Here is a 24,705-nt window from a genome sequence, read left to right as displayed (position 1 = left end):
TCCTTACTTCTGACATCCGCCAAGCAGCTTATCTGCCTGCTCCATCATCTCATCGATCATTTCCTTGCATGTCTGCTCTTTCGTTACAAGACCTGCGATCTGACCTGCCATGACGGTTCCATTTGTGGTATCGCCTTCCTGAACGGCTTTTCTGAGGGTTCCAAGTGTCAGATACTCAAGCTCCTCAAAGGATTTTCCTTCTGCCTCAAGTCGGTTATACTCTCTTGTCATCTGGTTTCTCAGGCAGCGGACCGGATGTCCGTGGGTTCTTCCTGTTACCGCAGAATCGATGTCCTTTGCTTTAATGATTCTCTGCTTATAATTTTCATGAACGATGGATTCCTTTGCGACAACAAATCTTGTTCCCATCTGGACTGCCTCAGCGCCCAGCATGAAAGCCGCCGCAATTCCTCTTCCATCACCGATGCCGCCTGCTGCAATGACCGGGATGGATACCGCATCAACGACCTGCGGAACGAGAGTCATGGTGGTCGCCTCACCGATATGTCCGCCGGATTCGGTTCCCTCTGCAACGACAGCATCAGCGCCGCCGCGCTCCATAAGCTTCGCAAGAGCCACAGAAGCAACGACCGGTATCACGATGATCCCTGCTTCCTTCCACATCTTCATGTACTTTGCAGGATTTCCGGCTCCTGTCGTAACGACCTTCACGCCCTCTTCAACAACCACCTTCGCCACATCATCCGCATACGGGCTCATTAACATGACATTAACGCCAAACGGCTTCTTTGTCAGTGCTTTCGCCTTACGGATCTCTTCACGGACAACCTCTCCCGGCGCGTTTGCGCCGCCGATGAGGCCAAGACCTCCTGCCTCAGAAACAGCGGCAGCAAGATGATGCTCAGCGACCCAGGCCATACCGCCCTGAATGATCGGATATTCGATTCCCAGCATTTCTGTAATTCTTGTCTTCATTTTTATTGCTCTCACTTCCTGAAATCTATCTGTCGGGTATTGCCCGGAATTATCTTTATATCAGCAAAACGCGTCATAGACGCGTTTTGACTCTGGTTTATTCGGTTTGACTATTCCTCAACACCCTTATCTTTTAAGTACTTCATAACATCGCCGACCGTTGCGAGATTCTGAAGGTCCTCAGCCGGGATCTCTACGGAATACTCATCCTCAAGAGCCATAACAAGCTCAAATAAGTCAAGGGAATCTGCACCAAGGTCATCCTTGAAGGAAGTTGCCTCTGTGATGCCGTCTGCGTCTGTGCTTAACTGCTCTGCGATGATTTCTTTCATTTTTTCTAACATGATTTAATCTCCTTTAAATGTTCTTATTATTTGTATTTTATGAGTTTTTGCATTTTTTTGGTTTTTAAAATTATTTCTTATTATGTAGATAACTTCTCCTGCTTTCCGGATGAATCAGATATCTACCACTCCATGAGCACTGCACCCCAGGTCATTCCGGCTCCGAAGCCTGACATGATGATCTTGTCGCCCCGCTTCAGCATGTCCTTCTGGATCATATCGTCTAACAGTAACGGAATCGATGCCGTTGATGTATTTCCAAACTGACCGATCGTCATCGGGAATTTCTCCATCGGCTCCTTCAGACGTCTGGCCGCTGCCTCAATGATCCGCTCATTCGCCTGATGAAGAACATAATATTTAATGTCTTCCATTTTTGTCCCGGTCCGCTGTAAAAGCTCCATAACACTCTCCGGCACCTTCCGCACTGCGAATTTGAAAACTTCCTGTCCATCCATGGTCATAAATCCGAGCTCCGGCTTTGTACCTGTGAGAAAGTTTCCGACGGTTCTCGAGGTGCAGGCGAGAACATCACCCTTTGTTCCGTCCGCTCCCATCATCATGTCGATGATTCCGGTCTCTTCCGCTTTTAAAACGGCTGCCCCTGCTCCGTCTCCAAAGAGGACACAGGTGCCGCGGTCACTCCAGTCTGTCACTTTGCTGAGGGTTTCCGCCCCGATGATCAGCGCCGTCTTGTAAATTCCGGCTTTAAAAAATCCTTCCACGATATTCATGGCGAAAATAAATCCCGCGCATGCCGCCGAGATATCGAAGGCAACTGCATTCACTGCCCCGATGGCCGCCTGAACACTGCAGGCATCGCTGGGATAATTCCGGTCCGGGGACGAAGTCCCAAGAATGATGATATCCAGCTCTTCCGGGGCAACTCCCGCTGCCGCAAGCGCCCGCTCAGCCGCCTTCGCCGCCAGATGGCGCGTTCCCTCTCCGGAGGAGATCCGGCGTTCCCGGATTCCGGTCCGTGTCCGGATCCACTCGTCATTCGTGTCCACGATCTTCGCCAGATCGTCGTTCGTAATCAAATTCTCCGGCACATACGCGCCGATTCCAGCAATTCTGGCTGTCATCATCTTCTAAATCCTGCCATTTCGTTTATGCAGAAGGAATTTTATTCCCCGCAGTAGTTTTTAATTTCAAATAGTTTGATATTCAAAATGTTTGATTCTAATGGTAATAGATGTCTGCTGTTTTGTCAAGTGAATTTTTGTTTTTCCTTCTCACCGCCGGCTGCTTAAGTAAACCTGCAACCATTCAGTACCCTTGTGGTTCCACGCAAAAAAAGATGGAATGACACCTTTTCACCTGTTTAAGCTCAGTATTTGCCGCATCTGGACTGGTCAAATTATTTAAAATTGGATATTTTAACAATGCCATATCTCAGATATGATAATCACATATTTACCGCATGCGAGATTTTCCCGACAATTTGCTATGGCTCACCACCAGAAAAAGTGGGAGTCTTATCTGACTGAGATAAAAGGAGCGATATTATGAGTATTACAAGCGATTTCAGCAAATTTAAAAAAATCGATGCCCACAGCCATATCGGCACCTTCGGCAGTCCGTTCAATATCCACTTTAATGCAGACCTTCTCTTAAAACAGATGGAAGAATTCAATATTGAAAAGACGATCCTCTGTTCCGACGGCCCGCACACAAATGAAGAGACCGTTGCTGCCTTCAAGGCTCACCCGGATAAGATCATCCCGCTCATGTGGATCAACTGTGCCGAAGGAAAACCGGCTTACGATGCCTTAGAGCATTATATCCGTGACGAACACTTTGCCGGTGCAAAGCTTCAGTCCCTCTTTGACGGCTACTGTGCCGATGATCCGTGTGTGGATCCGGTAGCTGAGATCTGTGAGAAATACGGAAAACCGTTGTTCATCCATTCCGGTCATCCGCCATTCTCCCTTCCGTGGCAGATCGGACTTCTGGCTGAACGCCACCCGCATCTCCCGATCGTCATGATCCATATGGGACATGCCCATGGTGTTTATGTCGATGCGGCGATCACCATGGCAAAAAAATACGACAATATCTGGCTTGAGACCTCCGGAACCTCCATGAGTGTCCAGATCGCCAACGCCTACCATACCGTCGGCCACGAGAAAGTCATGTTCGGCATCGACTCTCCGTTCCATGCCCCGACCGTTGAGATCCAGAAGATCATGGCATGCGGCGTGGATGATGAAGGACTGGAGAACATTTTCTATCATAACGCAGCTAAATTTATGGGATTAAAATAGAAGTTTTTGTATCCACTGCAGAAACAGGGGGTAAATGTTACAGCAATTTTTTAAATTGTGTCACTGAAATTTCGACTTCGAAAAGCCAAATCGTTTTCATTCAAGCCTGCCAAAAGTTTTTCATCTGCATATCACAGAGTTTTGTTGCATGTGTTTGAATCATTTAAATTTATTAAAAATTTGAAATTATTGTATTCAAGGAGGACACCCCTATGAAAAATCACTCACACCAGGACACCACCCTCGATATCTCCATCATCGGCTTAATGAGCGCTCTGGTATTTGTCGGAACCTATTTCTTTAAAATTCCTTCCGCCTTTGGCTACACCCACCTCGGCGACTGCATGATCATCCTGACCGTCTGCTTATTTGGCACAAGACGCGGCGTCCTCGCCGGTGCCATCGGCGCAGGTCTCTCCGATTTTCTCGGCGGCTACGCGGTATGGGTTCTCCCGACCATGGTATTAAAAGGTCTCTGGGCGTTCATCGCCGGAACGATTGCCTACAAGCTTCTGCCGAACTTTAAATATTCCTGGCTCGTCGGTGCTATCGTCGGCGGCATCGCCCATATTATCGGCTACACGCTCGTAAAGATCCCGCTCTACGGCACCGTTGTTGCCTTCGGTGAAATGTTCACCCTGTCCATGCAGACCATCGCAGGGATCGTCCTCGGCGGCGTAGCCTACACGATCCTCGTACAGTCCCCGGCGATCCGAACATTAAAGGCAAAATTTGCGTAACAAAAACCCCGGTCCGCAATGTTCATGCACTGCAGACCGGGGTTTTCATTGGGTCTGTATAAAATTTTTACAGAAGGAAATCACCTAAATCGCTGTTGATCATCTCGTCATAGGTCGGAATACCTTTCACAATGATCTGCTTATCTTCGCTGCTGTTATTGTTGAACGCATCGATGTAAGCGCTGATACCAGCAAGATGACGGCCAGTACGCAACTCAATTGGGAAGTTGCCGGAGCTGTAGTCAACATACAGAAGACCCAGATCATAGGCTATCACATAGCAAGGATCCTCACCTGTCTTTACCAGATCCTCATCTGTATAGCCACGAAGACGGCCCTGACTAGGGTTACCAGTCTCCATCAACAGTGCGTAAGTATTGGTATAGTCACCCAACTCACGGTGAGTCAGACCATGTAAGGAAACCGGAGACGGCTCCAGGCTCATGGAAATTCCCTCTAATTCCAGATTCAGAACGCCCTCAGATGCAATAGCAGAAGCGCGCTCGTGAGCTACGGTAGCATTGTTTACAGCATACTCCGGGCTGGACTCATGCAGGTCGATCTCCATGTCAATATCTAAGGTCTTGATCATGTTGGTTACCGCATAAGCAACCTGCTCAGATAAAGTACCATCCTCAACTCCCGGATAGCAGCGGTTCAGGTTACGAGTCTCTGAACCGGAAAGTGTCTGACCGGAAGACTTATGTGTGTAAATATCCGGATCCGGCCACTGATCGATCGGGTTGGTTGCACGGGAGCCATACTGGAATGTTCTGGTCTCACCATTTTTTGTGGTGAAGTGCATGTACTGTGGAGAACCATCCAGCGGGTCATTGTGGGTCAAAGCGGAATTGTTGATGTTCGGGATCACATAAATGGTTCCCGCTTCAACCTTTGCATTCTCTTCCAGAATAATGCCGGCCATATGACCAGAAGGTTCGTTGGCATGAGTGCTGCCCAGAACAACAAGGGAACCTCCCTCTTTTTCACCTTTCAGTACATATACATCGGAATCGCCGATGGTGCCTTCCAGGTTTGGATTATAACGGCTCAGCTTAAATACCTCGGTCACATTCGGACCAGTCACGATGTCTTCCTTGAAATGGCGCTTGGTATAAAAGCTCGTACCGGCAATACCGCCAACGAGAGCCGCGCAAACCAGAACGGCAACGGCGGACAGATACGTTTTCTTCATTTTCATTCACCCTCCTTACTTGATCAGGAAGATCCGCAGCAGCAGAGGAATTAAAATCATAGCTGCGTTGATCTGATCAACAAGGCGTTCTTCCTTAAAAATCATGTTGTACAGTGTGCTTACAAAAACCAGAAGGGCGATGGCTAAATAAATGATCGTGATAATACTCATAATTCAGTCCCTCCTTTAAAACAGTCCGGCAATCAGTTTTGAATTTGCCAGGAAGAAACAAGCGTAAACCAGCAGAATGATGATAGGCACAATACAACGCTTCAGGATCTTAGTGTATTTTTCTACACCTGTAACCTGTGCAGCGAACAGACCCGCTAAAGCGGTAGGAGGCATCATATCACCCACAGCAGCGATCAGGCTGATAGCAGCTAAGACCACAACGGAATTTCCGCCTAAAAGTGAAGCATAAATGTAAGCGAACGGAACGCCTAAAACCGAGCATGCGCCGTAAGAGGAAACTGCACCAAACAGCGGAATACTGATCGCGCAGGCTAAGAGCCACAATGTGCTCGGAAGACGCAGACAGCTGATAACTACCAGACCGCGAACGCCGGTCGCTGTCATTACTTCGATGAACATACCAACACCCATCAGAATACCCATAACAGGTGCTGCGGTACGGATGGCTTCCGGTACAGCAGTCAGTACATTGATCTTCTTTCCGGTGAACAGACCAACGGCAGCACTGATAAGGAACATGAGTGGCATACCGATGTCTTCGCCTAACTTCAGAACCTTAAAGATAACCATTAAAGCAACCAGAACCAGTAACGGAATGTAGATGCGCACACCGTACTGCTTGCGGATCGCATCCTGCTTTTCAAGAGCAGGTTTCAGTTTTTCATAGTCCATGTGGCGTGCCTGCTTGTAGCCGAGTAAAAGCACGAACAGAATCGCTAACGGGAAAGTGATTAAGGCCAGCGGACCCTCAAAACCAACATAAGGAACATCGATACCTGCGCAGATAATTAATGCAGCGGTATTTACAGGAGGTGCGATCATACCAAGCAGAGCACCCATAGCGATAATGGAGCCTGAGGTAACGGCATCAATTCCCATTAATGCAAGAACCGGAGCCATAATGGAACCTGCTGAAAGAACTGCTGCAGTGGAAGAACCGGTGATCATGCCGGGGAACATGATGATGAGCATGATTAAAACCAGTAAAACAGCAGGGAAACGATGGAATTTCTCAATAATCAGGCTGCTTAAAGCATCCAGAGCACCGGATCCCTCAATGACCTTCATGAAAATCATGGCACAGCCAATAGTCAGAATGGTATCTACATAACCGAACTCGCCCTCTACCATCATACGGATAGTCTCGGTGCCGAGGCCGCCCTCAAGAGCACCGCAGAGCGCTGCTATCAGCATTGATACGCCAACAGGCAGTTTGAATGCAAAGCAGCCGATCATGAAAACACCGACCATCACAATAAAAGTGATCACGTAAGGTGTCATAATGATGTTCTCCTCTTCAAAATCACTGCGGCCCGTTCAGCCAGGCCGCAGGTTAGTTTGTTTGTTTGTTTAGTAACTCAGATTTACAGACCAAATGCAGTTTTTAAAGCGTCAAGAGTACCTGCAGTGTTATCTACATAGATTGCAGGAGTTCCGTTGCCGGATAAGATACCAGACATCAGACCATCGGAATCCCCCTCAGAAACTACGATAGCAGCATCGCAGCCCTGGAAAGCCGGAGTGATAAAGCTGTCAGATAAGGTACCGCGACGAGCGGATCCGCCAGTGTGCAGAGCAAGAACAATGATACCTTTTTCCTTTGCAGCGGAAATCAGAGCGTCAGTACGTGCAAGCTCCTGGTCAGCATCGATACCGGCAGCACCAAGTCCCTTGGAAGATCCACCGACTGCAAGGATCAGAGTTTTGCAGTCATCCGGAAGATCTGCGCCTGTGATGTTCTTATTCATTGTTACTTCAATGCCAGCCTTTGTGCAAAGTGTATTTGCAATGTCTACATCAGCACTCTGTCCAATACTGGTCAGGATAGCCGGAGTAGAGCACATACCTGCGCTGATCTCAGTCAGTTCAGTTGCAGCACCTGCTGCCGCTGTAGTTTCTGCGGAAGCTGCTGCTGTGGTTTCTGCAGCCGCTGCGGTAGTTGTTGTGCTGGAAGCGCCGGAGCCGCAAGCAGCCAAAGATAATGTCAAAGCACTAGCCGCAATAAAAATACCAAGTTTCTTCATAATCGTATATCTCCTTTTCTTATTTTACGGCTGCCCGCCCCGTTATCGGGAAGCGGGCAGCACTGATAATTCATGTATTACTGGAAATGAAAATTAATATGCCAGAGCCTTACCATCACGGCGAGGATCCGCACCACCGCGCAGTGTTCCGTCCTTACCGATCGAGATTCCCTGTACACCGCCGAAGAACAGCTGCCATTCTCCCTTATCGGTAACTTCATGTCCGCGATCCTGCAGTTCTTTAGCAACCTCAGGAGTGATCGGGTTCACACCGCCGGACTCATAGCAGATATTTTCAGATGCGTTGTCGTAGATACGTGCACAATCGATCGCGTCCTGAATATCCATATTGTAGTCAATCATGCGCTCGATAACCTGAGCGATCGTCGGGAAAATACGGGTAGCTCCCGGGCTTCCGATTGTCATGTACGGAGATCCATCCGGATATAAAACGATAGACGGGCTCATGCTGGATAACGGACGTTTTCCGCCTTCTGCGCAGTTTACGCTCTCAGGATCAGCTGAGAAATCATCCATCTCGTCGTTCATAATAAATCCATAGCCAGGAACACCAACCTTGGAACCAAAGCCGTAGTTGATAGTCTTTGTGCAGGCTACCATGTTGCCCCACTGGTCAACAACGGAAAAGCTTGTAGTTGCATAATGCTCTAACTCTTCCGGCTCTACAGCCACATAGCTGCCGCTCTTGTCAGTGATCTCACTATAACGCTCTGCAGCATAGTCTTTGCTTGTCAGCTGAGCTAGCGGAACATCAGCAAAGTCAGTATCTGCCATATACTGCGCGCGGTCTGCGAAGGCGATCTTAAAAGCCTCAGAGAAACGATGTACATACTCGGTGCTGTTTACACCAATCTTGTCCATATCGTCGTAGTTCTCGAGAATGTTCAGGATCTCAACCAGGTGTGTACCGCCGGAAGATGCCGGTGGTAAAGAGTAGATAGTGTAATCTTTATAGTGACCAGCGACAGGCTCACGAACCTTTACTTCGTAATTTGCAAGGTCTTCCATGGTCATATTGCCACCCCAAGCCGCAACAGCATCCACCATAGCCTGTGCCATATCGCCGGTATAGAAAGCATCTTTACCGCCATCAGCGATCAACTGCAGGGTCTTTGCCAGATCCGGGTTTTTGATCACATCACCAACCTCATACGGCAGTCCGCTCTCATCCAGGTAGATATTGCTCAAAGTCTCGTTTGCGGCAATACCGGTATACTCGCTGTCCAGCTCTTCCTTAAAGGTAACTCCCACTACATAGCCGTTGTTGGCTGTGTCGATAGCAGGCTGGAAGATCTGCTGACGGCTTACGGCATCAGAACCGTAGTTATCAAGAAGATACTCAAAACCAGCAACTTCTCCAGGTACAGCTACCGACAGACCGCCGATCACGCTCTTGTCACCCAGATTATTCACGCCGTCCAGACTGAACTGCTCCATCTTTCCGTTTTCATCCAACCACATCTGTGCATTAGCAGCTGCAGGAGCAGTCTCACGGAAATCAAGGACACTCACCTTGTCATCTTTGGCACTGTAAATAGTCATAAATCCGCCGCCGCCCAGACCGGAGAAGTACGGCTCAGCCACGCCCAGAGTGTAGGCTACAGCAGCCGCTGCGTCAAAGGCGTTTCCGCCTTCCTTCAGAATTTCCAGACCTGCCTTGCTGGCGTACCAGTTACAGGAAGCAACCGCGCCGTTTTTACCGGTAGCGTCACGGTCATCACGCTTCTTCTCGAGGTTTTCGTTGTAAGGCAGCCAGACATCCTCACCAACGGTTTCGGTCGTAGAAGCAGCTTCTGCTTCGGAAGCTGTCTCGGTAGCAGCCTCACTGCTCGCCGCTGTCGTTGTCGTTGAGGAAGCAGTTCCGCAGGCAGTCAACGAAGCTGCCAGACTGAGTGCAACTGCCGATCTTGCAACCAGACGATTTGATCTTTTCATTGTCATCCTCCTTTTGTTTGAGAGGTTCGCCGCCCATCGGCAACTCCTCTCTGTTTTATGGTGTCTTTTATTAGTAAGCGAAAGCTTTACCATCACATCTCAAGTCGGGGTGAAAGCTGATCCCCAGGATAATAGTAACATTTATGTAGAAACTGTGTCGAAGTTCTGTAGGAACTGTGTAAATTATACAAAATCACTCTATTCAAGTCTATTTTTTCTCATATTTTTCTCAAAAATGTAATAATGTCCTTTGATCAATTAAATTGGGTTTCATATTAAACGAAAAAAGTTTTACCTCGTTTTCTCAAGGTAAAACTTTTTTCGTTTTATTGTAGATCGCTTACATATTTTCAACCCAGCGGAATAACTGGCGCGGGCGGCCGACTTTGCCGTAAATGCTCACCATTTCCACTTTCTTATTCTGAATCAGATACTGCAGGTAACGGTATACCGTCTGATATGCAAGACCGCTGCTGCGAGCCACCTCATTTACTGTCATGTAATCCCCACCTTCTTTTAACGAATCCAGCACCAGCTGCATTGTGGCCTCACTTAAGCCTTTGTCCAAAGGTGCCTGTTTTTGATGCTCTCGTTCTAAAAGGCGTAAATGCAGCTTGATGCGGCTGATAATATCTGGAGCCTTGATGGGCTTCAAGGCAAAATCACTGGCACCCGCCTGAAGAAACTGGTCAGCCACCTCCTGACTTTCATCAATTGTAAACACGATAATTGGCACAGTATGTGAAAGTGCACGCAACATCTGCACTCCTTCCACGCCGTTAATGCCGGGCATGTGATAATCGATTAATACAATATCAGGTTTGTGTAAACGAAACTGCTCCAGGCCTTTTTTTACATTTGGGGCACTGCAGGCCTCCCAGCCCTGAAAATGAAACAGCTCGCCTAAGGCAAAGCGAATATTTTCTTCATCGTCAATGGAAAGTATCGTAATCTTTCGTTCCATGGTTTACTACCTCCGGTAAAAATATGATGAACCGTGTGCCCTTGCCCGGCTGGCTTTCCGATATCACCGAGCCGTCCATGGCTTCCACGGTCTGTTTCACAAAGGCAAGTCCCAGACCGCTGGAGCCAAAGCCGGAAATTCCCTGCTCCCACATGGTGGCTTGCTGCTGCTCGGTCATACCGCAGCCGTTATCTGAAACAGAAAAAGTGATAAACGGCAGGTCATCCACCCGGCGGGCCCGTACATGGATCCAGATGGCAAGCTCCCGCTCCTTCTCAACCGCCAGTGCGGCATTGTGGATCAGATTTACTAACACGCGCGTAAACAAAATACTGTTTACGCTTACCTGAAGCTCCGGTACCTCATTGTCAATATGCACGTTAGATGCGTAATCCTCTACCGATATCTGCGCAAGTGCCATATCTAAAATGTGCTTGGTGTCGCTGGGACTGCATCTGTTTTCATATAAGATTTCCGAGATCATGCTGCTCATCCGATCCATCTGGCTTTCAATGCGGCTCAGATATTCGATTTCCCTGTTTCTTCCGTCAACCTCGCATTGCATTTTTAAAATTCCCACCAAAGTCTGAGTACTGGTCAGAGGCGATTTTAAATCGTGCACCAGATACTTCATTTCCCGGTAGGTACGGTTTTTCATTTCCAGCAGTGCTGCACGACTCTGCACGGTCTGCATTTTTTCTTTTTCCTCCGACAGACGCAGAAGATTATTTTCATCCCGCAGCTGCAGGAGAATAATCGTTGCAAACAGGGTCACAACTAAAATTCCCACCGCACCGATGGCATTTAAGAGAGAATTGGCCTCCAGCACATCAGCAAATAGCTTGATATCAGAACTCATCTCACCGCGTCCCACGGGCAGACCGCTCATCAGCGGCATGATGTCCAGGAACTGAAAAGCTATAGTAAAAATCAGCAGCATCAGGTTCTTTTTGGTTAATGATATATATTGATAATCCAGACGCCGAAACAGCACCACGGATGAACCCAGAAGCAGAGCCGGCAAACCAAAGTCGTAACGAATACCGTGCACCAGACCAATGCCCTCATATACAAGCGGCAGGATCAGTAAAATCATGCATGCATTGGGTATCCAACTTTTTTTCCCTCTCCGGTAGAGTTCCACCGACTCGGCAATATAATATGCTCCGATATAATGCGGAGCAGCGCGCAGGGCATTTAACATCACCAGGCGTAAAGCAGCCACCATCAGATCGGTCTTCTCCTGCTTTTCCAACGCAAGATGCATATACTCCCGCACCTGAAAGTTCTGTACCGTAAATAAAACCGGCATTAAAAAACTCAGCGCGATCAACGCCAGACCGATCATCATTTCTTTGCGGTCTATTTTGCGGATCTCGAAACCCGCCAGTTTGATATTACCTGTCATCACTCATGGATCTCCTTTTAAAGGCAAAAACTAATATGCACACAGCCCCAAGGACCCCGACCAGAGCCGGAAGATGTGGATATACCGTGTGGTAATACAGGGCACTCTGTCCTGGCGGGACGATCATCTCTGGATCAAACGGCAGACCGTACTGGGCAGCCAGCTGCTTGATGTTTAAAAGATGCAGAACCGGCAGACCATGTGCATTATAATATTGCAAGAGTCCGTCATCACTGCGCACACTGGTAACCGTATAGGGAACCATCACACCGGCCTTCATCTTGTCCTCTTCCAGGCCGATGGTCGTAATGTTTCCGCCCACACCGACAAAACAGCTTATGGGACCTAACGTCTCATACAGGTCCTCACGCGCCTTCAGGTTTGCCGCGAAATCGCGCTCCTGCATGATATCTGCCACGCCATAGGACGCAATGCGGGCAAGTGCCTCCTCTTTTTCCTCCTCAAACATTTCACCTCCGCAGTCATAATCACCGCCCGGTGTGATCAGAGCCGGAGGTGTCTGGAGCCTGCCGTCAAGATAAAGGCGGCAGACCATGTCCGGGAAGGTAAACTGCGGCTGGTTTGCACCAAAAGTGCTCGCTCCCATGGAAGCGATATAGATCACCTTCACATTCATCGCCTCACCGGCGGCCAACACAGCCAGATTCAACGTTGGAAAGGAACCCGAAAAGCCCGCGCCGATGGTATCGCCGGACTTTACCCCGGCCTCGGTGAGCATCTGCACCAGCAGTGCGTCCATGTCCGGGTTTGCTGTGGTCCGCTTCGCCTCCTCCGAGCCAAGGCTGGTGGTAATTGGCGTATATTCATCGCCGATCATTCCGGTCTTGTGCGTATCATAAGGAGTGAGGGAAAGTCCTGCTTCCAGCTTATAATCCCGGATATCATCCATCCAGCCCTGCAGCTTCTGGGCAGCCAAAAGTTTGATCTCATAGTCTTCCGTGGCTTTCGTCTGTCCCATCGCCAATGTAAGGACAAGGCAGACGGCCAGCCAGGCCACAGCCAGGATAAGTGCCGTGCTTCGGCGTTTTTGCAAACTTTTCATGCGAAAACGCCTCCTTTCACACGCCGGGCAGCTTTTGCCCGATAAGCAGTAAGATCAGCGCCGTAAAAAGCGTAGTGGCGGCAATTGCCAGAAAGGCATCGAAGAATCCCTGTCTATCGATTTCCCGCGCCAGAATACCTGGCATTAAAATGCCAATCACACTGAAGGGAAGCAGTCTCCATGCGGAAAGTACACAATTCAGCACAAAGGTCAGCAGGATCAGAAAGGCAAACCGGCGTCGACCAAATAAAATCAGCCATTGCGATGCCAGACGGCATAAAAGCACACTCACGGATGCCATAATCAGCGTAGTAACAATACGACCGGGGCTATGTAACGCCAGAACCAGATAACCGGGTACGATAAGTCCAGCCGAAAGCCCGGTAATCTCGGTAAAGATCATACTCACCACTACACCTAACAGAATGATTTGATTATACATAAGGCTCTCCCTCCTCGCGGACACGGGCGATCAGTTTGCGCCCCGCTCCATACAAATTGCCGACTGCAAACAGCACTGTACCTGGTTCTGTATCGTTTAGAGGCATATCGTCAGCCTGTGAAAAACTGCGCACGGCGCAATCAGGCAAGAACCGGTGCAGTTTGGTAGTCATATAGTCTTTATGCGAACCTGCCAGCCAGACCTCGGCCGGAGCCAGTCTCTCACATACAGTCAGCATATCCCGGGTGCGGCTTCCCCGATCAGCCCGGTTGCATACGATCAAAATAAGCTTTCCGGCCTTCTCTCCAAGTTTTTTCTGCAGATCTTCCCATACGATGCAGGTGGAATCAGAATCATTTACCGAAACGGCATTCACAAAAATCCCCTGCCCCATCTTATATAGTGCCAGCGCATAAGGGTCGCGCTTATAATGTGCCATGCCCGCAAGAGCTGTTTCCCGCGAAACGCCCAGATCTTCACATACAGCTAGCGCCAGGGAAATATTTTCGGCAAAATCAAAATCCGGCTCATCCCCAGTGGGACGTGCCAGAACGAAGCGGCTGCCCAGCACCTCCGCATGGCTCCTGAGACGGGCTGCCATGGTCTCATCGGCCGTAAATAAAACGCCTCCCTTGGGAATCGTGTTGCTCAACGTATCCGCAATTTCCGGAAGACTATCCCCCATCACATCGGCATGATCGTGCCGCACGTTCGTAATCACGCCCACATCGGCCTGCAAAATGCGATGCTGCGCACATCTTTGATATTCGGGCTGCAATGCCATGCACTCGATCACCAGAACTTCCGCATTCTGGGCGGCAGCACGGCACAGAATGCCGACCTGTTCTTTAATATTGGCTTTGCCTCTGCGGTGCAGAGGCTCTTCATTGCCGGAAACATCTATCGTCATCGGATCCGTACCTGTAGTTTTGCAGAATACCCGCAAACCGCCTGCCCGCAAGCCGGCCTCGATCAGCCGACAAACCGTAGATTTCCCTCGTGTGCCGTTTACATGCACCACGTGACGCAGGGTCGCGCGGCTTTTCGCCGCATCCCGCCCCTCTATCCAAAGTCTCAGGCACCAGAAAAGCCCTAAGAGAAGAATCGTTATCTTAAGCATAAAACACCTCAGATTTTATCGTTCAGAAGAACCATTTTCTTAAATCATACTCCGAAACGACACAAAACTCCACAGATAAATATGAGAAAATGCTTCTTCTTCCCAACTGCATTATTGCTTTGGGAAAAAGAAGCATTTTATATTAAAACTATTATTTTAATCACTGTCATTTAAACTAACTGCGCCACACTGCTATTGCCAAAATAATAGCGCAGGCATATCTTAATATTTCAGATACATGATAAATCTTATTTCCATTTACCTCAGCGCCCTCCTGCGCAAATTTCTGCTCAATAAGCCCTCTGATACCTATTTCTATAAGAAGTGCCATTGCTAATCCCAGCGAAAACATTCTCATACCCTTTGTATAGCTATATAACGATAATAAAAATACTACTGAAACGCCTAAGTTACATAATGTTAACCACATTTTTTTCTTCATATAAATCGCCCCCCGCTATGCTGATTGTTTCCGTTTCATCTACTTGAATTATATCATTCCCCCCCATTTTTTCAATCACTATTTATTTTCTCGCTTCATTATTAAGATATTTGTTATTTTTTCGTTATTTGTCTATATTTTTTTCGTAAAAAAGAAGACGTACCACCCGTCATCACACTCAATAACCAGCGACACATCTTCTTCTCGAAATCCCTATTCCTGCTCTTCCAACAACATCTGGTACACATCCCGTTTCCCGATTCCGCGGTCCTTTGCCACAAGCTTCATCGCTTCTTTCTTCTCGATTCCCTGTGACAGGTAGACGTCCATGTGTTCCGTGAGCGACATGGCTTCCCATGTCTGTTCCTTCTCTTTTTTGATCTCCTCCGGGCTCTTTCCCTCGATCACGATGACACATTCGCCCCGCGGTTCCTCCGTCTCAAAATGATCTAACGCCCCCTGAAACGTGGTCCGGAATGCCGTCTCGTACTTCTTTGTGAGTTCCCGGCAGATCGTGATCCTCCGGTCCCCTAACGCCTCAAGAAGCTCTTCCAAGGTCCGTACCAGACGGTGCGGCGCCTCATAGAGGATGATCGTCCGGGTCTCTGACTTTAATTCTTCCAGAATTCTCTGCTTTTCCTTCTTATCGGACGGCAGAAACGCCTCAAACGCAAACCGTCTTGTTGCCATCCCGGAGATCGTGAGCGCCGTGATGCACGCTGCCGGTCCCGGAAGAGAAGTCAGCTCGATTCCCGCCTCATAGCACTGCTTTACAAGCTCCTCGCCCGGATCCGAGATCCCCGGTGTCCCGGCATCCGTGATCAGTGCGATATTCGTGCCTTCCTTCATCTTCTCAACGAGAACTCTCGCCTTTTCCACCTTATTAAACTCATGGTAACTGGTCATCGGTGTCTTGATGTCAAAATGGTTTAAAAGCTTGATGCTGTGCCGCGTATCCTCCGCAGCGATCAGATCCACCTCTTTCAACGTATTTAGCACCCGCAGCGTGATATCATCCAAGTTCCCGATAGGCGTTGCACATAAATATAATTTTCCCTGCATGACCAATTCCTCCTGCTGCCCGATGCTGCTTTTTCACCGACAGCTTTTTATCTCAACATTTCCGTAACGCGAGTTTACGGATGGTTCCATTCCGGCTTGCAAGATCCGCGACTATTCCTACATTATCCGGAGCTTTTCGTTTAGAAAATTCCTGTCATTTTTCCGTCTCATCCGCCTAAAGAACCCTCTCAACAATTTAATACCCGTAAATCGAATAGATCTCATCCGTATACACGCCCGGCTCCTTATAAACGATCACCGGCGCCTCGACCTTCATCCAGGCTCCGCCGCCGCGGACCGCCTCGATGAGGACCATGTTCGCGTCCTTATCCTTGAACGGATGTACCATTTTCATCCGCTTCGGCTCCAGCTTATACTGCTTCATCGTCCCGAAGATCTCGATCAGACGGTGCGGCCGGTGGACCATATACATCCTTCCGCCCGGTTTCAGGACCTTCGCGCCTTCCCGCACAACATCCTCCAGCGTGCAGAGGACCTCATGTCTCGAGATCGCCTTCACTTCCGTCGGATTCTTAAGCCCGTGGGAGTCATTCATATACGGTGGATTTGTCGTAACGACATCAAAGGAAGCCGCTCCGAAAATCCGGCTGGCTTCCTTGATATCTCCATGTACGATCTCAATTTTATTTTCCAGATGGTTTAATTTTACGCTCCGCTCCGCCATCCTGGCAATCTCATCCTGGATCTCAAGTGCCGAAAAATGTTCTCCCTCCGTCTTTGCGGAAAGAAGAAGCGGAATGATCCCCGTCCCGGTTCCAAGATCCAGTACCCGCTCCCCGGGCTTTACAGCAGCAAAACCAGAAAGCAGAACCGCGTCCATACCAAAGCAGAACCCATCTGTCTTCTGGATGATCTGCAGTCCATTTCTCTGAAGATCATCCAGACGCTCATTTTCCTTTAACTCAATCGTCATCGAGTTTTGATTTCCCTTCTTTTTTCTCAAGAGCCTCTAACTGCTTAAGTTCCGCATCGTTCGTGGACTGCTTTTCCCGTCTCTTTTTCGGGCGGAATTTTAACTGATCCACTTTATATTCACGGATCTCCTTCTCATCGTTGTTCACAGTCACAATGACCTTCACAAGCTGGCGCAGAATGCTCACACTGTGGACCTCGCCCTTTAAACCGTCGTCTGTTGTCACATAGTCGCCGATATTCGGAAGTCTTCCGTTTAATTCCTCATAAGTATCTTCCTCGTACTTTAAGCAGCACATCAGTCTTCCGCAGACACCGGAGATCTTCGTCGGGTTCAGGGAAAGATTCTGTTCCTTCGCCATTTTGATGGATACCGGAATAAACTCAGAAAGATAGGACGCACAGCAAAGCGGTCTTCCGCAGATACCGATTCCGCCCACGATCTTTGTCTCATCGCGGACACCGATCTGGCGAAGCTCGATCCTCGTCTTAAACACGGACGCCAGATCCTTTACCAGCTCACGGAAATCGATTCTTCCGTCTGCCGTAAAATAGAACAGCACCTTATTATTATCGAAGGTATACTCCGTGTCAATGAGCTTCATACTGAGATTGTGCTTCTTGATCTTCTCAACGCATACCTTGAAGGCCTCTTTTTCTTTCTCCTTGTTGCGGCGCTCCGTCTCCTCATCCGCCGGTGTCGCCATACGGATCACGCACTTTAACGGCTGGATCACCTTCTTGTCATCCACCTCGTGGGTTCCAAGCACCACATATCCATATTCCACGCCTCTGGCTGTCTCGACGATCACATGGTCGCCGGTCTTGATCTCATTCTCACCAGGACTGAAATAATACACTTTTCCCGCTTTTCGGAAGCGGATTCCAATTACTTTCGTCATTCTTCGCTCCTTATGACGGATGCTTCATGGTCAGCAGAAGTAATTCCATCGCTAATTCCATATTTACGTTCGCATTTAAACGTGTTCTTGCCGTGTCGATCGCCGCCAGAATTGCTTCCAGCCCGGCATAATCGACTTTCTCACCCGTCTCGTTGATCATTTTATATTCATCCTTGAAAATCAGCAGGTTCATGTCCTTCGTGACCTTGAACATGAGCACATCCCGGTACCAGAGTTGCATTAAGTCCAGCACCTCGCCGATATCAAAGTTCTGCTCTTTCATCTCCCGGATACAATCCAGAAGCATCGAAATATCCATAGTTCCCACGTTTTTCACGAGAACCATGACCTTCTGGAAAAGTTCCTTGAATTCATCCGACGAAGCCAGATGGATCGCCTTTCCGAGATTTCCCCTCGCAAATGCAGCGCAGATATCCGCATCCTTCTCCGCGATATGGAGATTCTGGGTCAGGTAACTCTTGATCGTGAAATCCTTAAGCGGCTTTAACTTCATCTGGACACATCTGGAGAGGATCGTCGGAAGAAACGCCTCCTGGTTCGTCGTGATCAGAATGATGACCGCGTAGGACGGCGGCTCTTCGATCGTTTTTAACAGGGCATTCTGCGCCTGGACCGTCATTTTTTCCGCCTCATCCACGATATAGATCTTATAATAACTGCTGTACGGACGGATCATGATCGTATCATTGATCTGTTCCCGCACATCATCCACGCCGATACTTCCCGGCTTTTCATGCGTCACATAGATGAGATCCGGATGATTTCCGCTCATCACCTGCTTGCAGGAATGGCACATCATACACGGCTCACTTCCGCCTTTCTCGCACAGGAGTGTCATCGCAAACGCATTCGCGATCGATTTTCTTCCCATGCCGGCTTCTCCCGTCAGGATATAAGCATGTGAGATCTTATGGTTCTGGATCGCCTTTTTAAAGTGATCTTTCACCATCTCATTCCCGAGGATCTCTTCAAATCCCATGATCTTTTCTTCTGACATAGCCGCATCCCTCCTCATCCTGTTGGTTCCGGCAGTGCTTTTTACGCCGGAGCTTCCCGGTTCGAACAGAACATTTAACTGTTCCCGCTACCGGTGTTTCCATTTTATCTTACCACAAAATAACGCCTATAAAAAGTTATTTATCCAAATCCCTTAGGATTTCTTCCACGCACATTTCCATATCCGTGTTCTGATATCTCTTTGTAATTCCCAGGCGTTCCAGATTTTCCTCTGAAAAATCTTTTTCGTCTGCAAGGTATCTCCGGCAGACTTCCCGATAATTCGGCTTTTTCTGGTTTTCCTCGCGTTTGACGGCCCTGAGAAGCCGGATCCCGTCCGGGACCTCGATATAGACCGGGACCATCTTTCCCGCTTCAAAATAGGTACACATCTTCTCGTAAGATTCCAGTGTCCCGATCATAAGACAGGACTCGTCGTCGGCAACATCAAACTGCCCGTCATCCACCGTATAGTAAGTCCACGGACCAGCGATCGTCTGATAAGTTCTCGACTCGATCACCTTTCCGGAAGCCAGCTGCCGCTCCAGCTCCTCGCGGTCGGTAAAGAAATATTCCACTCCGTCCGTCTCGCCTTCCCGGATCGGTCTTGTTGTATACATCGTCACCGTCCGCAGCTTTGGTCTCCGTTTCAGGATTTCCTTATACAGTGTATCTTTTCCTGTCGCGCTCTTTCCAAGAAGATAATATATCCTGCCCATTTGTTTCTCTCAGCCTTCTGTATTATAATTTTTATCCCTGTCAGATAAGACTTTTCGATCGAACTTTTACAACCACTTTTCAGGTTCTATCTTTTCATTGTATCAAAATCAGAGGTCCCGTGCAACCGTTGTTTCCATCCTCGCTCGATAATGTTAAGATCACGTCCGCATCCGGATCAGCCGGTCCCTGGACAAGAAGTCCTGCTGCCTTGTACGCCATGATCTTCTCCACGATCGCATCCGTGAAGACCTCTCCCGGCGCGATGATCGGGATTCCCGGCGGATACAGATACACAAACTCCGCAGATACCTTTCCGACCGTATCCTGAAACGCTGTGCGCTCCGTATCAGCATCCATTGCCTCGCAGATGAGCATTCTCCTGACCGGGTGCAAAACTTTGGATTCCGTGACTTCTGGAGTCTCACATCTTTCTTTTTCCTTTGACTCACCTTTTTCTTTTTGCTGTTCAGGCTCCACGCAGTGTCTCAATGCCCCGTCAATCTCCAGCAGCGCCGTTCCAAGCCGCTCAAATCCTTCTTCCGTGTCCATCAGCGACGTCATCGCGATCACATACTCCGGCGCTGTCATCTCCATCTCAAGATGGTATTTTCTCCGCAGTGTCTCCGCCAGCTCTTCCCCGTGAAAATCCTCTGCGCGCATCGTGGAAACCACGATCTTCGACGGATCCCATCCGGCCACAGTCCGATATTTCCCACAGATTTCCCGGTCCAGAACCTCAAGTACCTGAAGTCCTTCCATCCGCTCCATAAAGTGCTCCAGTCTTTCCTCATACCGGACCATCCCATTTCTTCCGTCCCCATCCATATACCGGATGCACCGCTCCATCCCAGCCATAAAAAGGTATGACGGGCTGGACGTCTGAAACATGGACAAATACCTCGAAACTCTGTCCTGATCCACAAACTTTCCCTTCACATGCAGGATTGCCGTCTGTGTAAAGCATGGCAACGTCTTATGAAGGCTCTGGATCACGATATCAGCCCCGTATTCCAACGCCGATTTCGGAAAGCTGTGACACTGATCTGCATACTCCAGATGTGCCCCATGCGCCTCATCGACGATCAATGGGATCCCGTATTCATGAGCCGCATCCGCGATCGCCCGGATATCCGACACCACGCCTTCATAGGTTGGGGATGTGATGAGCACTGCCTGGATTTTCGTGTTTTTTCCTCTCACATCCCCCGAATTTCCCGCACAGCGCATCGCATCCTTTTCAAGCGCTTTTCTCACGTCCTCCGCACGGATTCCTCCATTGATCCCGAATTCCGTGATCTCCTCCGGATACAGATACTCCGCCTCCAGCCGGTTCAGGTAGATCGCATGGTACACCGCCTTATGACAGTTTCTCGCTGTCAGGATCTTTCCGCCGTTTTCCGTAGTCGCAAAAACTGCACTTAAAATCCCGCATGTACTCCCATTCACAAGATACCAGGACCGGTCCGCCCCGTAGATCGCAGCCGCCTCATCCATGGCGTCCTTCAAAATTCCTTCCGCATGATGCAGGTTGTCAAACCCATCGATCTCCGTGATATCGATCCCATACGGGTCCGGAAATCCCCCCGGGATCCCATCCGGAATCTCCCGTCTTTTATGTCCCGGCATATGAAATGGATACGCATCCGATCCCGCATATTCTGTCAGCCGTTCTAAAAGTCCCGGCTGTTTTTCTTTTCTGTAATTCAAAATTTTTATTCTCCTGTTTCCCATCTGCCTGCAAATGAACTGGGAGTTGTCCGTCAAATTCGCATCCGCATTCGTTATAAAATATTTTTTTCTTTTTGCTCCGAGAGAAGTTTCTCAATCTGCGACTGTCCTACATCCAATAATGCACTCCAGTCTTCTTTGTTCACCCAGTCTAATATCTGTCTGTATTCCATAAGAAATGTCAATGCTACAAATGCCGGCTTACTTTACAATCTCCGCTTTTACCTCCGGAAACATATCCCAAATTTCCGCAACTTCACCCCCAGCTGCCTGATAAAAGCTATAGCTGCCATAAACCATCGAATCGCATCCGTCCGATGCCAGTCTCACCGCTACCTGTGTCCCATCCGCCTTTGTCAGCGTCAGGATCCCGTTATACGGACATTCTTTCGCTTCATCAAAAGATGCCCCCGCCAGGATCTCCTCCAGCCTTTTTAACAATTCCGGATCCTGCAGCATCTCGGAAATCCCTACGACCTCCGAGTCAGCAGAATCTTTGCGCGCCAAATCGGTGTTTTTCTCTGGCTCTTTGGAAATCGGGACCACCTCAAGTTCCGCACTTGTAATTTCTTTCATGTCTTCCGTTCCGACCGTCTGAAATTCACATTTTTCCTCTGCAATTTTTAATGCCGGAACCGTGATCTCATCCGGATCCGGGTTTTCTGACTCATAAATTTCCTGGCTTGCCGCATATGTGATCCCATCTATTCCATACATGACCGGATCAATGATCTCATCCGAGCCGGTGATCTCTTTCTCTTGATCCTCAGTCAAAGGAATATATTCCTCCAGTACCTCTGCATCTTCAAATCTTCGGACGGTAAGATATCCGCCGTCCTCCGGTGGTGACATCCGCACGCCGCGCTTCTTTACAGTCTCCAGATACCGGACCCCCTCGTCACCGTCACAGAGGCTATATGTAAACGCTTTTCTGAGTTCTTCCGGTTCTTCTATTCCGCTCGGAACAAAAAACAGAACATCCTTTGCTTCCGTGTAATACATTTCATAAACATTTTCGAAAGTATATACTTTTTCAAAAATACTTTCGTCCTCGTTCCACTTTTCAGCCTCGATCACATCATCAATGCTGTAAATGCTGAGATCTTTCAGCGGATCCTCCTTGCCTTTTCGAAATCCCAGGACATACCCGTAACCATTTTCCGTCTCCCGTCCAACAAAATCATACGCATCCCGGATCTCTCCGCCGCAGGATGCTGCCTTTTCCGGATCCATATCCGAAAATTTATGATCTCCATCAAAGGATTCCAATTCTGTTACGATCCACCGACGTTCTTCCTTCGAAAGTGGCTGAAAGGCCAGATTTTCCCTCTGATCTTCTTTTTCCGTTTCAGGACTATTTCGTTCCTCTGTCTGTGGCTCACTCGGATCTTCTACCGGAACAAAAGCCGGCGAACACCCTGTCAGCCAGATTCCTAGTCCTAAAGCTGCCGTCATCATCCAAATCTTTTTCACCTTGCCACCTTCTTTTTCCAAAACTGAACTCGCCTGTCACTGAACTTGTTACCGATATTCTATCATCCATAATTTTTTCACACAAGCGAGCACCCCCATATTTAAGGAAACTGTAAACATGTTATCATTTTGTTATTTTCATAAACAGGATTTTTCACTGTAAATTTCATGTAAATTTCATTCCAGTATTTCTTCTGTAACTATCGGCAGAGTATGATATAATATATTTGTTCACCCTTGTGTATCTTTTGGATACAGCAATACAAGCGTATTTTCATCGTTCAATACGCCAGAAAGAGAGGATCCTATGAAATACAGAATTATTGGCACAACTATCCCTGCAGTTGAGATCAAATTTGATGCTCCAGGCGAAACCATGTATACACAGTCCGGCGGAATGTCCTGGATGTCTGAAGGGATTTCCATGTCCACAAACACACGCGGCGGATTTATGAAAGGTCTTGGCCGCATGTTTGCCGGTGAATCCATGTTTATGGCTACCTACCGTGCGGATGCTCCGGGTGCCACGATCGCATTTGCGTCAACTGTACCTGGTCAGGTTCTTCCGATCGACGCGGCAGAAAACGGCGGCATGATCTGCCAGAAAGGTGCATTCCTCTGCGCACAGGATTCTGTAAATCTTGATGTCACCTTCACAAAGAAATTTACTTCCGGACTGTTTGGCGGCGAAGGCTTCATCCTTGAATCCATCTCCGGTTCCGGAATGGCCTTTCTCGAAATCGACGGCGATGTTGTCGAGAAACAGCTTGCACCGGGCGAAGTGATCAAAGTTGATACAGGAAATATCGTTGCGTTCGAGAAAACCGTAAAATATGAAGTTGAGACGATCAAAGGCCTTGGAAACATCTTTTTCGGCGGCGAAGGTCTCTTCCTCACAAAGCTTACCGGTCCTGGCCGTGTGATCCTTCAGACTCAGAATATCGCTGATTTCGCCGGACGCATTGCACAGTTCATTCCGACAAAATCAAACTGATCTTCGACTTTCAACAACATATACTTTAACCTAAAAAGAGGTTGCTGTGTGAATGTGCAGCAACCTCTTTTTTAGCAAACTTTAGAATACTAAAAAGCGGAAACCTCTCGGCTTCCGCAACTTAATGAGACATCGGGGATTCGAACCCCGGACAACTTGATTAAAAGTCAAGTGCTCTACCGACTGAGCTAATATCCCATACAACTATGAAGTTGTAATGCCCAAAGCTGGAATCGAACCAGCGACACGAGGATTTTCAGTCCTCTGCTCTACCAACTGAGCTATCTGGGCATAATTGCGGGGGCAGGATTTGAACCTACGACCTTCGGGTTATGAGCCCGACGAGCTTCCAGACTGCTCCACCCCGCGACGATGCTTTTTAATTATACAAAATAAATATCGAAAAATCAATACCTATTTAATGGGCGGAGGTGGATTCGAACCACCGAAGCAAGTTGCAGCAGATTTACAGTCTGTCCCCTTTGGCCACTCGGGAATCCGCCCATAAGAATTATTTAGTTTTTAAAACTAAAGCCGATGATCGGACTCGAACCGATAACCTGCTGATTACAAATCAGCTGCTCTGCCAATTGAGCCACATCGGCATGTACTGTCTAAAAATGGGGCCTATAGGGCTCGAACCTATGACCCTCTGCTTGTAAGGCAGATGCTCTCCCAGCTGAGCTAAGACCCCAAATTTTAAATAATACTTACATACATACTGGAAACCTAAATGTATGCGCGACCCGGATGGGATTCGAACCCACGACCTCCGCCGTGACA

24 protein-coding genes and 6 tRNA genes are annotated in these 24,705 nt (G+C 48.5%); 3 read left to right on the top strand and 27 right to left on the bottom strand.

Features of this window, described 5'->3' with window-relative positions; all coding sequences use genetic code 11:
* Window positions 1–3: 3 nt before the first annotated feature.
* The 3 genes from fabK to DW677_RS05865 all read right to left on the bottom strand — a co-directional run bounded on the left by fabK (window position 4) and on the right by DW677_RS05865 (window position 2,365).
* Window positions 4–942, bottom strand: coding sequence for an enoyl-[acyl-carrier-protein] reductase FabK (gene fabK, locus DW677_RS05875; RefSeq protein WP_278286476.1), 939 nt, complete (start codon window positions 940–942; stop codon window positions 4–6).
* A gap of 104 nt (window positions 943–1,046) precedes the next feature.
* The gene (gene acpP / locus DW677_RS05870) at window positions 1,047–1,280 is read right to left on the bottom strand and encodes an acyl carrier protein (protein WP_117469940.1); all 234 of its coding nucleotides are present in this window, start codon (window positions 1,278–1,280) and stop codon (window positions 1,047–1,049) included.
* A gap of 122 nt (window positions 1,281–1,402) precedes the next feature.
* On the bottom strand, window positions 1,403–2,365 hold the full coding sequence (locus DW677_RS05865; protein WP_117566692.1) for a beta-ketoacyl-ACP synthase III: 963 nt from the start codon (window positions 2,363–2,365) through the stop codon (window positions 1,403–1,405).
* A gap of 423 nt (window positions 2,366–2,788) precedes the next feature.
* On the opposite strand from DW677_RS05865, the gene DW677_RS05860 reads away from it, so the two are divergent.
* Entirely contained in the window at window positions 2,789–3,547 is a 759-nt protein-coding gene (locus tag DW677_RS05860) for an amidohydrolase family protein (protein ID WP_117483877.1), read from the top strand.
* A 212-nt stretch (window positions 3,548–3,759) separates the two neighbouring features.
* Window positions 3,760–4,287 (top strand): ECF transporter S component, encoded by a 528-nt coding sequence (locus DW677_RS05855; protein WP_117469939.1) that lies wholly within the window; start codon window positions 3,760–3,762, stop codon window positions 4,285–4,287.
* 67 nt (window positions 4,288–4,354) lie between these two features.
* Here DW677_RS05855 and DW677_RS05850 read toward each other — a convergent pair whose 3' ends face one another.
* The 18 genes from DW677_RS05850 to DW677_RS05770 all read right to left on the bottom strand — a co-directional run bounded on the left by DW677_RS05850 (window position 4,355) and on the right by DW677_RS05770 (window position 22,928).
* Complete coding sequence (locus DW677_RS05850) at window positions 4,355–5,482, bottom strand: succinylglutamate desuccinylase (RefSeq protein ID WP_181968309.1); 1,128 nt, start codon at window positions 5,480–5,482, stop codon at window positions 4,355–4,357.
* Between the two features lie 15 nt (window positions 5,483–5,497).
* Window positions 5,498–5,653: a hypothetical protein gene (locus DW677_RS18260; protein ID WP_015553926.1), complete on the bottom strand. Its 156-nt coding sequence runs from the start codon at window positions 5,651–5,653 to the stop codon at window positions 5,498–5,500.
* Window positions 5,654–5,668: 15 nt separating this feature from the next.
* Entirely contained in the window at window positions 5,669–6,955 is a 1,287-nt protein-coding gene (locus DW677_RS05845; protein ID WP_015553925.1) for a TRAP transporter large permease subunit, read from the bottom strand.
* 83 nt (window positions 6,956–7,038) lie between these two features.
* Window positions 7,039–7,698: a DUF6305 family protein gene (locus DW677_RS05840; RefSeq protein WP_015553924.1), complete on the bottom strand. Its 660-nt coding sequence runs from the start codon at window positions 7,696–7,698 to the stop codon at window positions 7,039–7,041.
* Between the two features lie 93 nt (window positions 7,699–7,791).
* Window positions 7,792–9,654 (bottom strand): gamma-glutamyltransferase, encoded by a 1,863-nt coding sequence (ggt, locus tag DW677_RS05835; RefSeq protein ID WP_181968308.1) that lies wholly within the window; start codon window positions 9,652–9,654, stop codon window positions 7,792–7,794.
* A 340-nt stretch (window positions 9,655–9,994) separates the two neighbouring features.
* A complete protein-coding gene (locus DW677_RS05830; protein ID WP_015553922.1) occupies window positions 9,995–10,618 on the bottom strand; it encodes a response regulator in 624 nt (207 codons plus the stop codon).
* On the bottom strand, window positions 10,587–12,026 hold the full coding sequence (locus DW677_RS05825; RefSeq protein ID WP_117566657.1) for a HAMP domain-containing sensor histidine kinase: 1,440 nt from the start codon (window positions 12,024–12,026) through the stop codon (window positions 10,587–10,589). Before DW677_RS05825 ends, DW677_RS05830 begins: the two co-directional genes overlap by 32 nt.
* Window positions 12,016–13,089, bottom strand: a complete 1,074-nt coding sequence (gene pgsW / locus DW677_RS05820; protein WP_117566656.1) for a poly-gamma-glutamate system protein — start codon at window positions 13,087–13,089, stop codon at window positions 12,016–12,018. The genes DW677_RS05825 and pgsW overlap by 11 nt, the downstream gene beginning before the upstream one ends.
* 16 nt (window positions 13,090–13,105) lie before the next feature.
* Window positions 13,106–13,531 (bottom strand): poly-gamma-glutamate biosynthesis protein PgsC, encoded by a 426-nt coding sequence (gene pgsC, locus DW677_RS05815; RefSeq protein WP_117472162.1) that lies wholly within the window; start codon window positions 13,529–13,531, stop codon window positions 13,106–13,108.
* Window positions 13,524–14,651, bottom strand: a complete 1,128-nt coding sequence (pgsB, locus tag DW677_RS05810; RefSeq protein ID WP_117566655.1) for a poly-gamma-glutamate synthase PgsB — start codon at window positions 14,649–14,651, stop codon at window positions 13,524–13,526. The genes pgsC and pgsB overlap by 8 nt, the downstream gene beginning before the upstream one ends.
* A gap of 175 nt (window positions 14,652–14,826) precedes the next feature.
* The gene (locus DW677_RS05805) at window positions 14,827–15,093 is read right to left on the bottom strand and encodes a hypothetical protein (protein ID WP_117503745.1); all 267 of its coding nucleotides are present in this window, start codon (window positions 15,091–15,093) and stop codon (window positions 14,827–14,829) included.
* A gap of 213 nt (window positions 15,094–15,306) precedes the next feature.
* Window positions 15,307–16,155 carry a 16S rRNA (cytidine(1402)-2'-O)-methyltransferase gene (gene rsmI, locus DW677_RS05800; protein ID WP_117503744.1) on the bottom strand — a complete coding sequence of 283 codons (849 nt, stop codon included), beginning with the start codon at window positions 16,153–16,155 and terminating at the stop codon, window positions 15,307–15,309.
* 196 nt (window positions 16,156–16,351) lie between these two features.
* Complete coding sequence (locus tag DW677_RS05795; RefSeq protein WP_117552811.1) at window positions 16,352–17,089, bottom strand: tRNA1(Val) (adenine(37)-N6)-methyltransferase; 738 nt, start codon at window positions 17,087–17,089, stop codon at window positions 16,352–16,354.
* Complete coding sequence (locus tag DW677_RS05790; RefSeq protein ID WP_015553914.1) at window positions 17,079–17,990, bottom strand: stage 0 sporulation family protein; 912 nt, start codon at window positions 17,988–17,990, stop codon at window positions 17,079–17,081. Before DW677_RS05790 ends, DW677_RS05795 begins: the two co-directional genes overlap by 11 nt.
* 10 nt (window positions 17,991–18,000) lie before the next feature.
* Window positions 18,001–18,993: a DNA polymerase III subunit delta' gene (gene holB / locus DW677_RS05785; protein WP_117470019.1), complete on the bottom strand. Its 993-nt coding sequence runs from the start codon at window positions 18,991–18,993 to the stop codon at window positions 18,001–18,003.
* A 151-nt stretch (window positions 18,994–19,144) separates the two neighbouring features.
* Complete coding sequence (locus DW677_RS05780; RefSeq protein ID WP_117566654.1) at window positions 19,145–19,726, bottom strand: guanylate kinase; 582 nt, start codon at window positions 19,724–19,726, stop codon at window positions 19,145–19,147.
* Between the two features lie 94 nt (window positions 19,727–19,820).
* Window positions 19,821–21,434 (bottom strand): aminotransferase class I/II-fold pyridoxal phosphate-dependent enzyme, encoded by a 1,614-nt coding sequence (locus tag DW677_RS05775; protein WP_278286991.1) that lies wholly within the window; start codon window positions 21,432–21,434, stop codon window positions 19,821–19,823.
* 222 nt (window positions 21,435–21,656) lie between these two features.
* A complete protein-coding gene (locus tag DW677_RS05770) occupies window positions 21,657–22,928 on the bottom strand; it encodes a hypothetical protein (RefSeq protein WP_133304049.1) in 1,272 nt (423 codons plus the stop codon).
* A gap of 307 nt (window positions 22,929–23,235) precedes the next feature.
* Between DW677_RS05770 and DW677_RS05765 the strand changes: the two genes are divergently transcribed.
* Complete coding sequence (locus DW677_RS05765; protein ID WP_015553911.1) at window positions 23,236–23,922, top strand: TIGR00266 family protein; 687 nt, start codon at window positions 23,236–23,238, stop codon at window positions 23,920–23,922.
* Between the two features lie 125 nt (window positions 23,923–24,047).
* On the opposite strand, the gene DW677_RS05760 is transcribed toward DW677_RS05765, so the two are convergent.
* From DW677_RS05760 to DW677_RS05735, 6 genes are all read right to left on the bottom strand, one after another.
* A tRNA-Lys gene (locus DW677_RS05760) sits at window positions 24,048–24,120 on the bottom strand.
* A 20-nt stretch (window positions 24,121–24,140) separates the two neighbouring features.
* Window positions 24,141–24,213: transfer RNA gene (locus DW677_RS05755), tRNA-Phe, on the bottom strand.
* Between the two features lie 4 nt (window positions 24,214–24,217).
* Window positions 24,218–24,291, bottom strand: a tRNA-Met gene (locus DW677_RS05750).
* Between the two features lie 53 nt (window positions 24,292–24,344).
* A tRNA-Tyr gene (locus tag DW677_RS05745) sits at window positions 24,345–24,426 on the bottom strand.
* Window positions 24,427–24,454: 28 nt separating this feature from the next.
* Window positions 24,455–24,527 (bottom strand) — tRNA-Thr (locus DW677_RS05740).
* A gap of 16 nt (window positions 24,528–24,543) precedes the next feature.
* A tRNA-Val gene (locus DW677_RS05735) sits at window positions 24,544–24,616 on the bottom strand.
* Window positions 24,617–24,705 lie beyond the last annotated feature (89 nt).

This window comes from Clostridium sp. AM25-23AC (assembly GCF_003435125.1).
Lineage (GTDB): Bacteria > Bacillota > Clostridia > Lachnospirales > Lachnospiraceae > Pilosibacter > Pilosibacter fragilis.
This window is presented reverse-complemented; position numbering and strand designations above follow the sequence as displayed.

What these genes read in the sequence shown, in the direction of transcription:
- acpP (WP_117469940.1), bottom strand. Translation starts at nt 1,280, where the DNA reads ATGTTAGAAAAAATGAAAGAAATCATCGCAGAGCAGTTAAGCACAGAC.
- DW677_RS05865 (WP_117566692.1), bottom strand. Translation starts at nt 2,365, where the DNA reads ATGACAGCCAGAATTGCTGGAATCGGCGCGTATGTGCCGGAGAATTTG.
- DW677_RS05860 (WP_117483877.1), top strand. Translation starts at nt 2,789, where the DNA reads ATGAGTATTACAAGCGATTTCAGCAAATTTAAAAAAATCGATGCCCAC.
- DW677_RS05855 (WP_117469939.1), top strand. Translation starts at nt 3,760, where the DNA reads ATGAAAAATCACTCACACCAGGACACCACCCTCGATATCTCCATCATC.
- DW677_RS05850 (WP_181968309.1), bottom strand. Translation starts at nt 5,482, where the DNA reads ATGAAGAAAACGTATCTGTCCGCCGTTGCCGTTCTGGTTTGCGCGGCT.
- DW677_RS18260 (WP_015553926.1), bottom strand. Translation starts at nt 5,653, where the DNA reads ATGAGTATTATCACGATCATTTATTTAGCCATCGCCCTTCTGGTTTTT.
- DW677_RS05845 (WP_015553925.1), bottom strand. Translation starts at nt 6,955, where the DNA reads ATGACACCTTACGTGATCACTTTTATTGTGATGGTCGGTGTTTTCATG.
- DW677_RS05840 (WP_015553924.1), bottom strand. Translation starts at nt 7,698, where the DNA reads ATGAAGAAACTTGGTATTTTTATTGCGGCTAGTGCTTTGACATTATCT.
- ggt (WP_181968308.1), bottom strand. Translation starts at nt 9,654, where the DNA reads ATGAAAAGATCAAATCGTCTGGTTGCAAGATCGGCAGTTGCACTCAGT.
- DW677_RS05830 (WP_015553922.1), bottom strand. Translation starts at nt 10,618, where the DNA reads ATGGAACGAAAGATTACGATACTTTCCATTGACGATGAAGAAAATATT.
- DW677_RS05825 (WP_117566657.1), bottom strand. Translation starts at nt 12,026, where the DNA reads ATGACAGGTAATATCAAACTGGCGGGTTTCGAGATCCGCAAAATAGAC.
- pgsW (WP_117566656.1), bottom strand. Translation starts at nt 13,089, where the DNA reads ATGAAAAGTTTGCAAAAACGCCGAAGCACGGCACTTATCCTGGCTGTG.
- pgsC (WP_117472162.1), bottom strand. Translation starts at nt 13,531, where the DNA reads ATGTATAATCAAATCATTCTGTTAGGTGTAGTGGTGAGTATGATCTTT.
- pgsB (WP_117566655.1), bottom strand. Translation starts at nt 14,651, where the DNA reads ATGCTTAAGATAACGATTCTTCTCTTAGGGCTTTTCTGGTGCCTGAGA.
- DW677_RS05805 (WP_117503745.1), bottom strand. Translation starts at nt 15,093, where the DNA reads ATGAAGAAAAAAATGTGGTTAACATTATGTAACTTAGGCGTTTCAGTA.
- rsmI (WP_117503744.1), bottom strand. Translation starts at nt 16,155, where the DNA reads ATGCAGGGAAAATTATATTTATGTGCAACGCCTATCGGGAACTTGGAT.
- DW677_RS05795 (WP_117552811.1), bottom strand. Translation starts at nt 17,089, where the DNA reads ATGACGATTGAGTTAAAGGAAAATGAGCGTCTGGATGATCTTCAGAGA.
- DW677_RS05790 (WP_015553914.1), bottom strand. Translation starts at nt 17,990, where the DNA reads ATGACGAAAGTAATTGGAATCCGCTTCCGAAAAGCGGGAAAAGTGTAT.
- DW677_RS05780 (WP_117566654.1), bottom strand. Translation starts at nt 19,726, where the DNA reads ATGGGCAGGATATATTATCTTCTTGGAAAGAGCGCGACAGGAAAAGAT.
- DW677_RS05765 (WP_015553911.1), top strand. Translation starts at nt 23,236, where the DNA reads ATGAAATACAGAATTATTGGCACAACTATCCCTGCAGTTGAGATCAAA.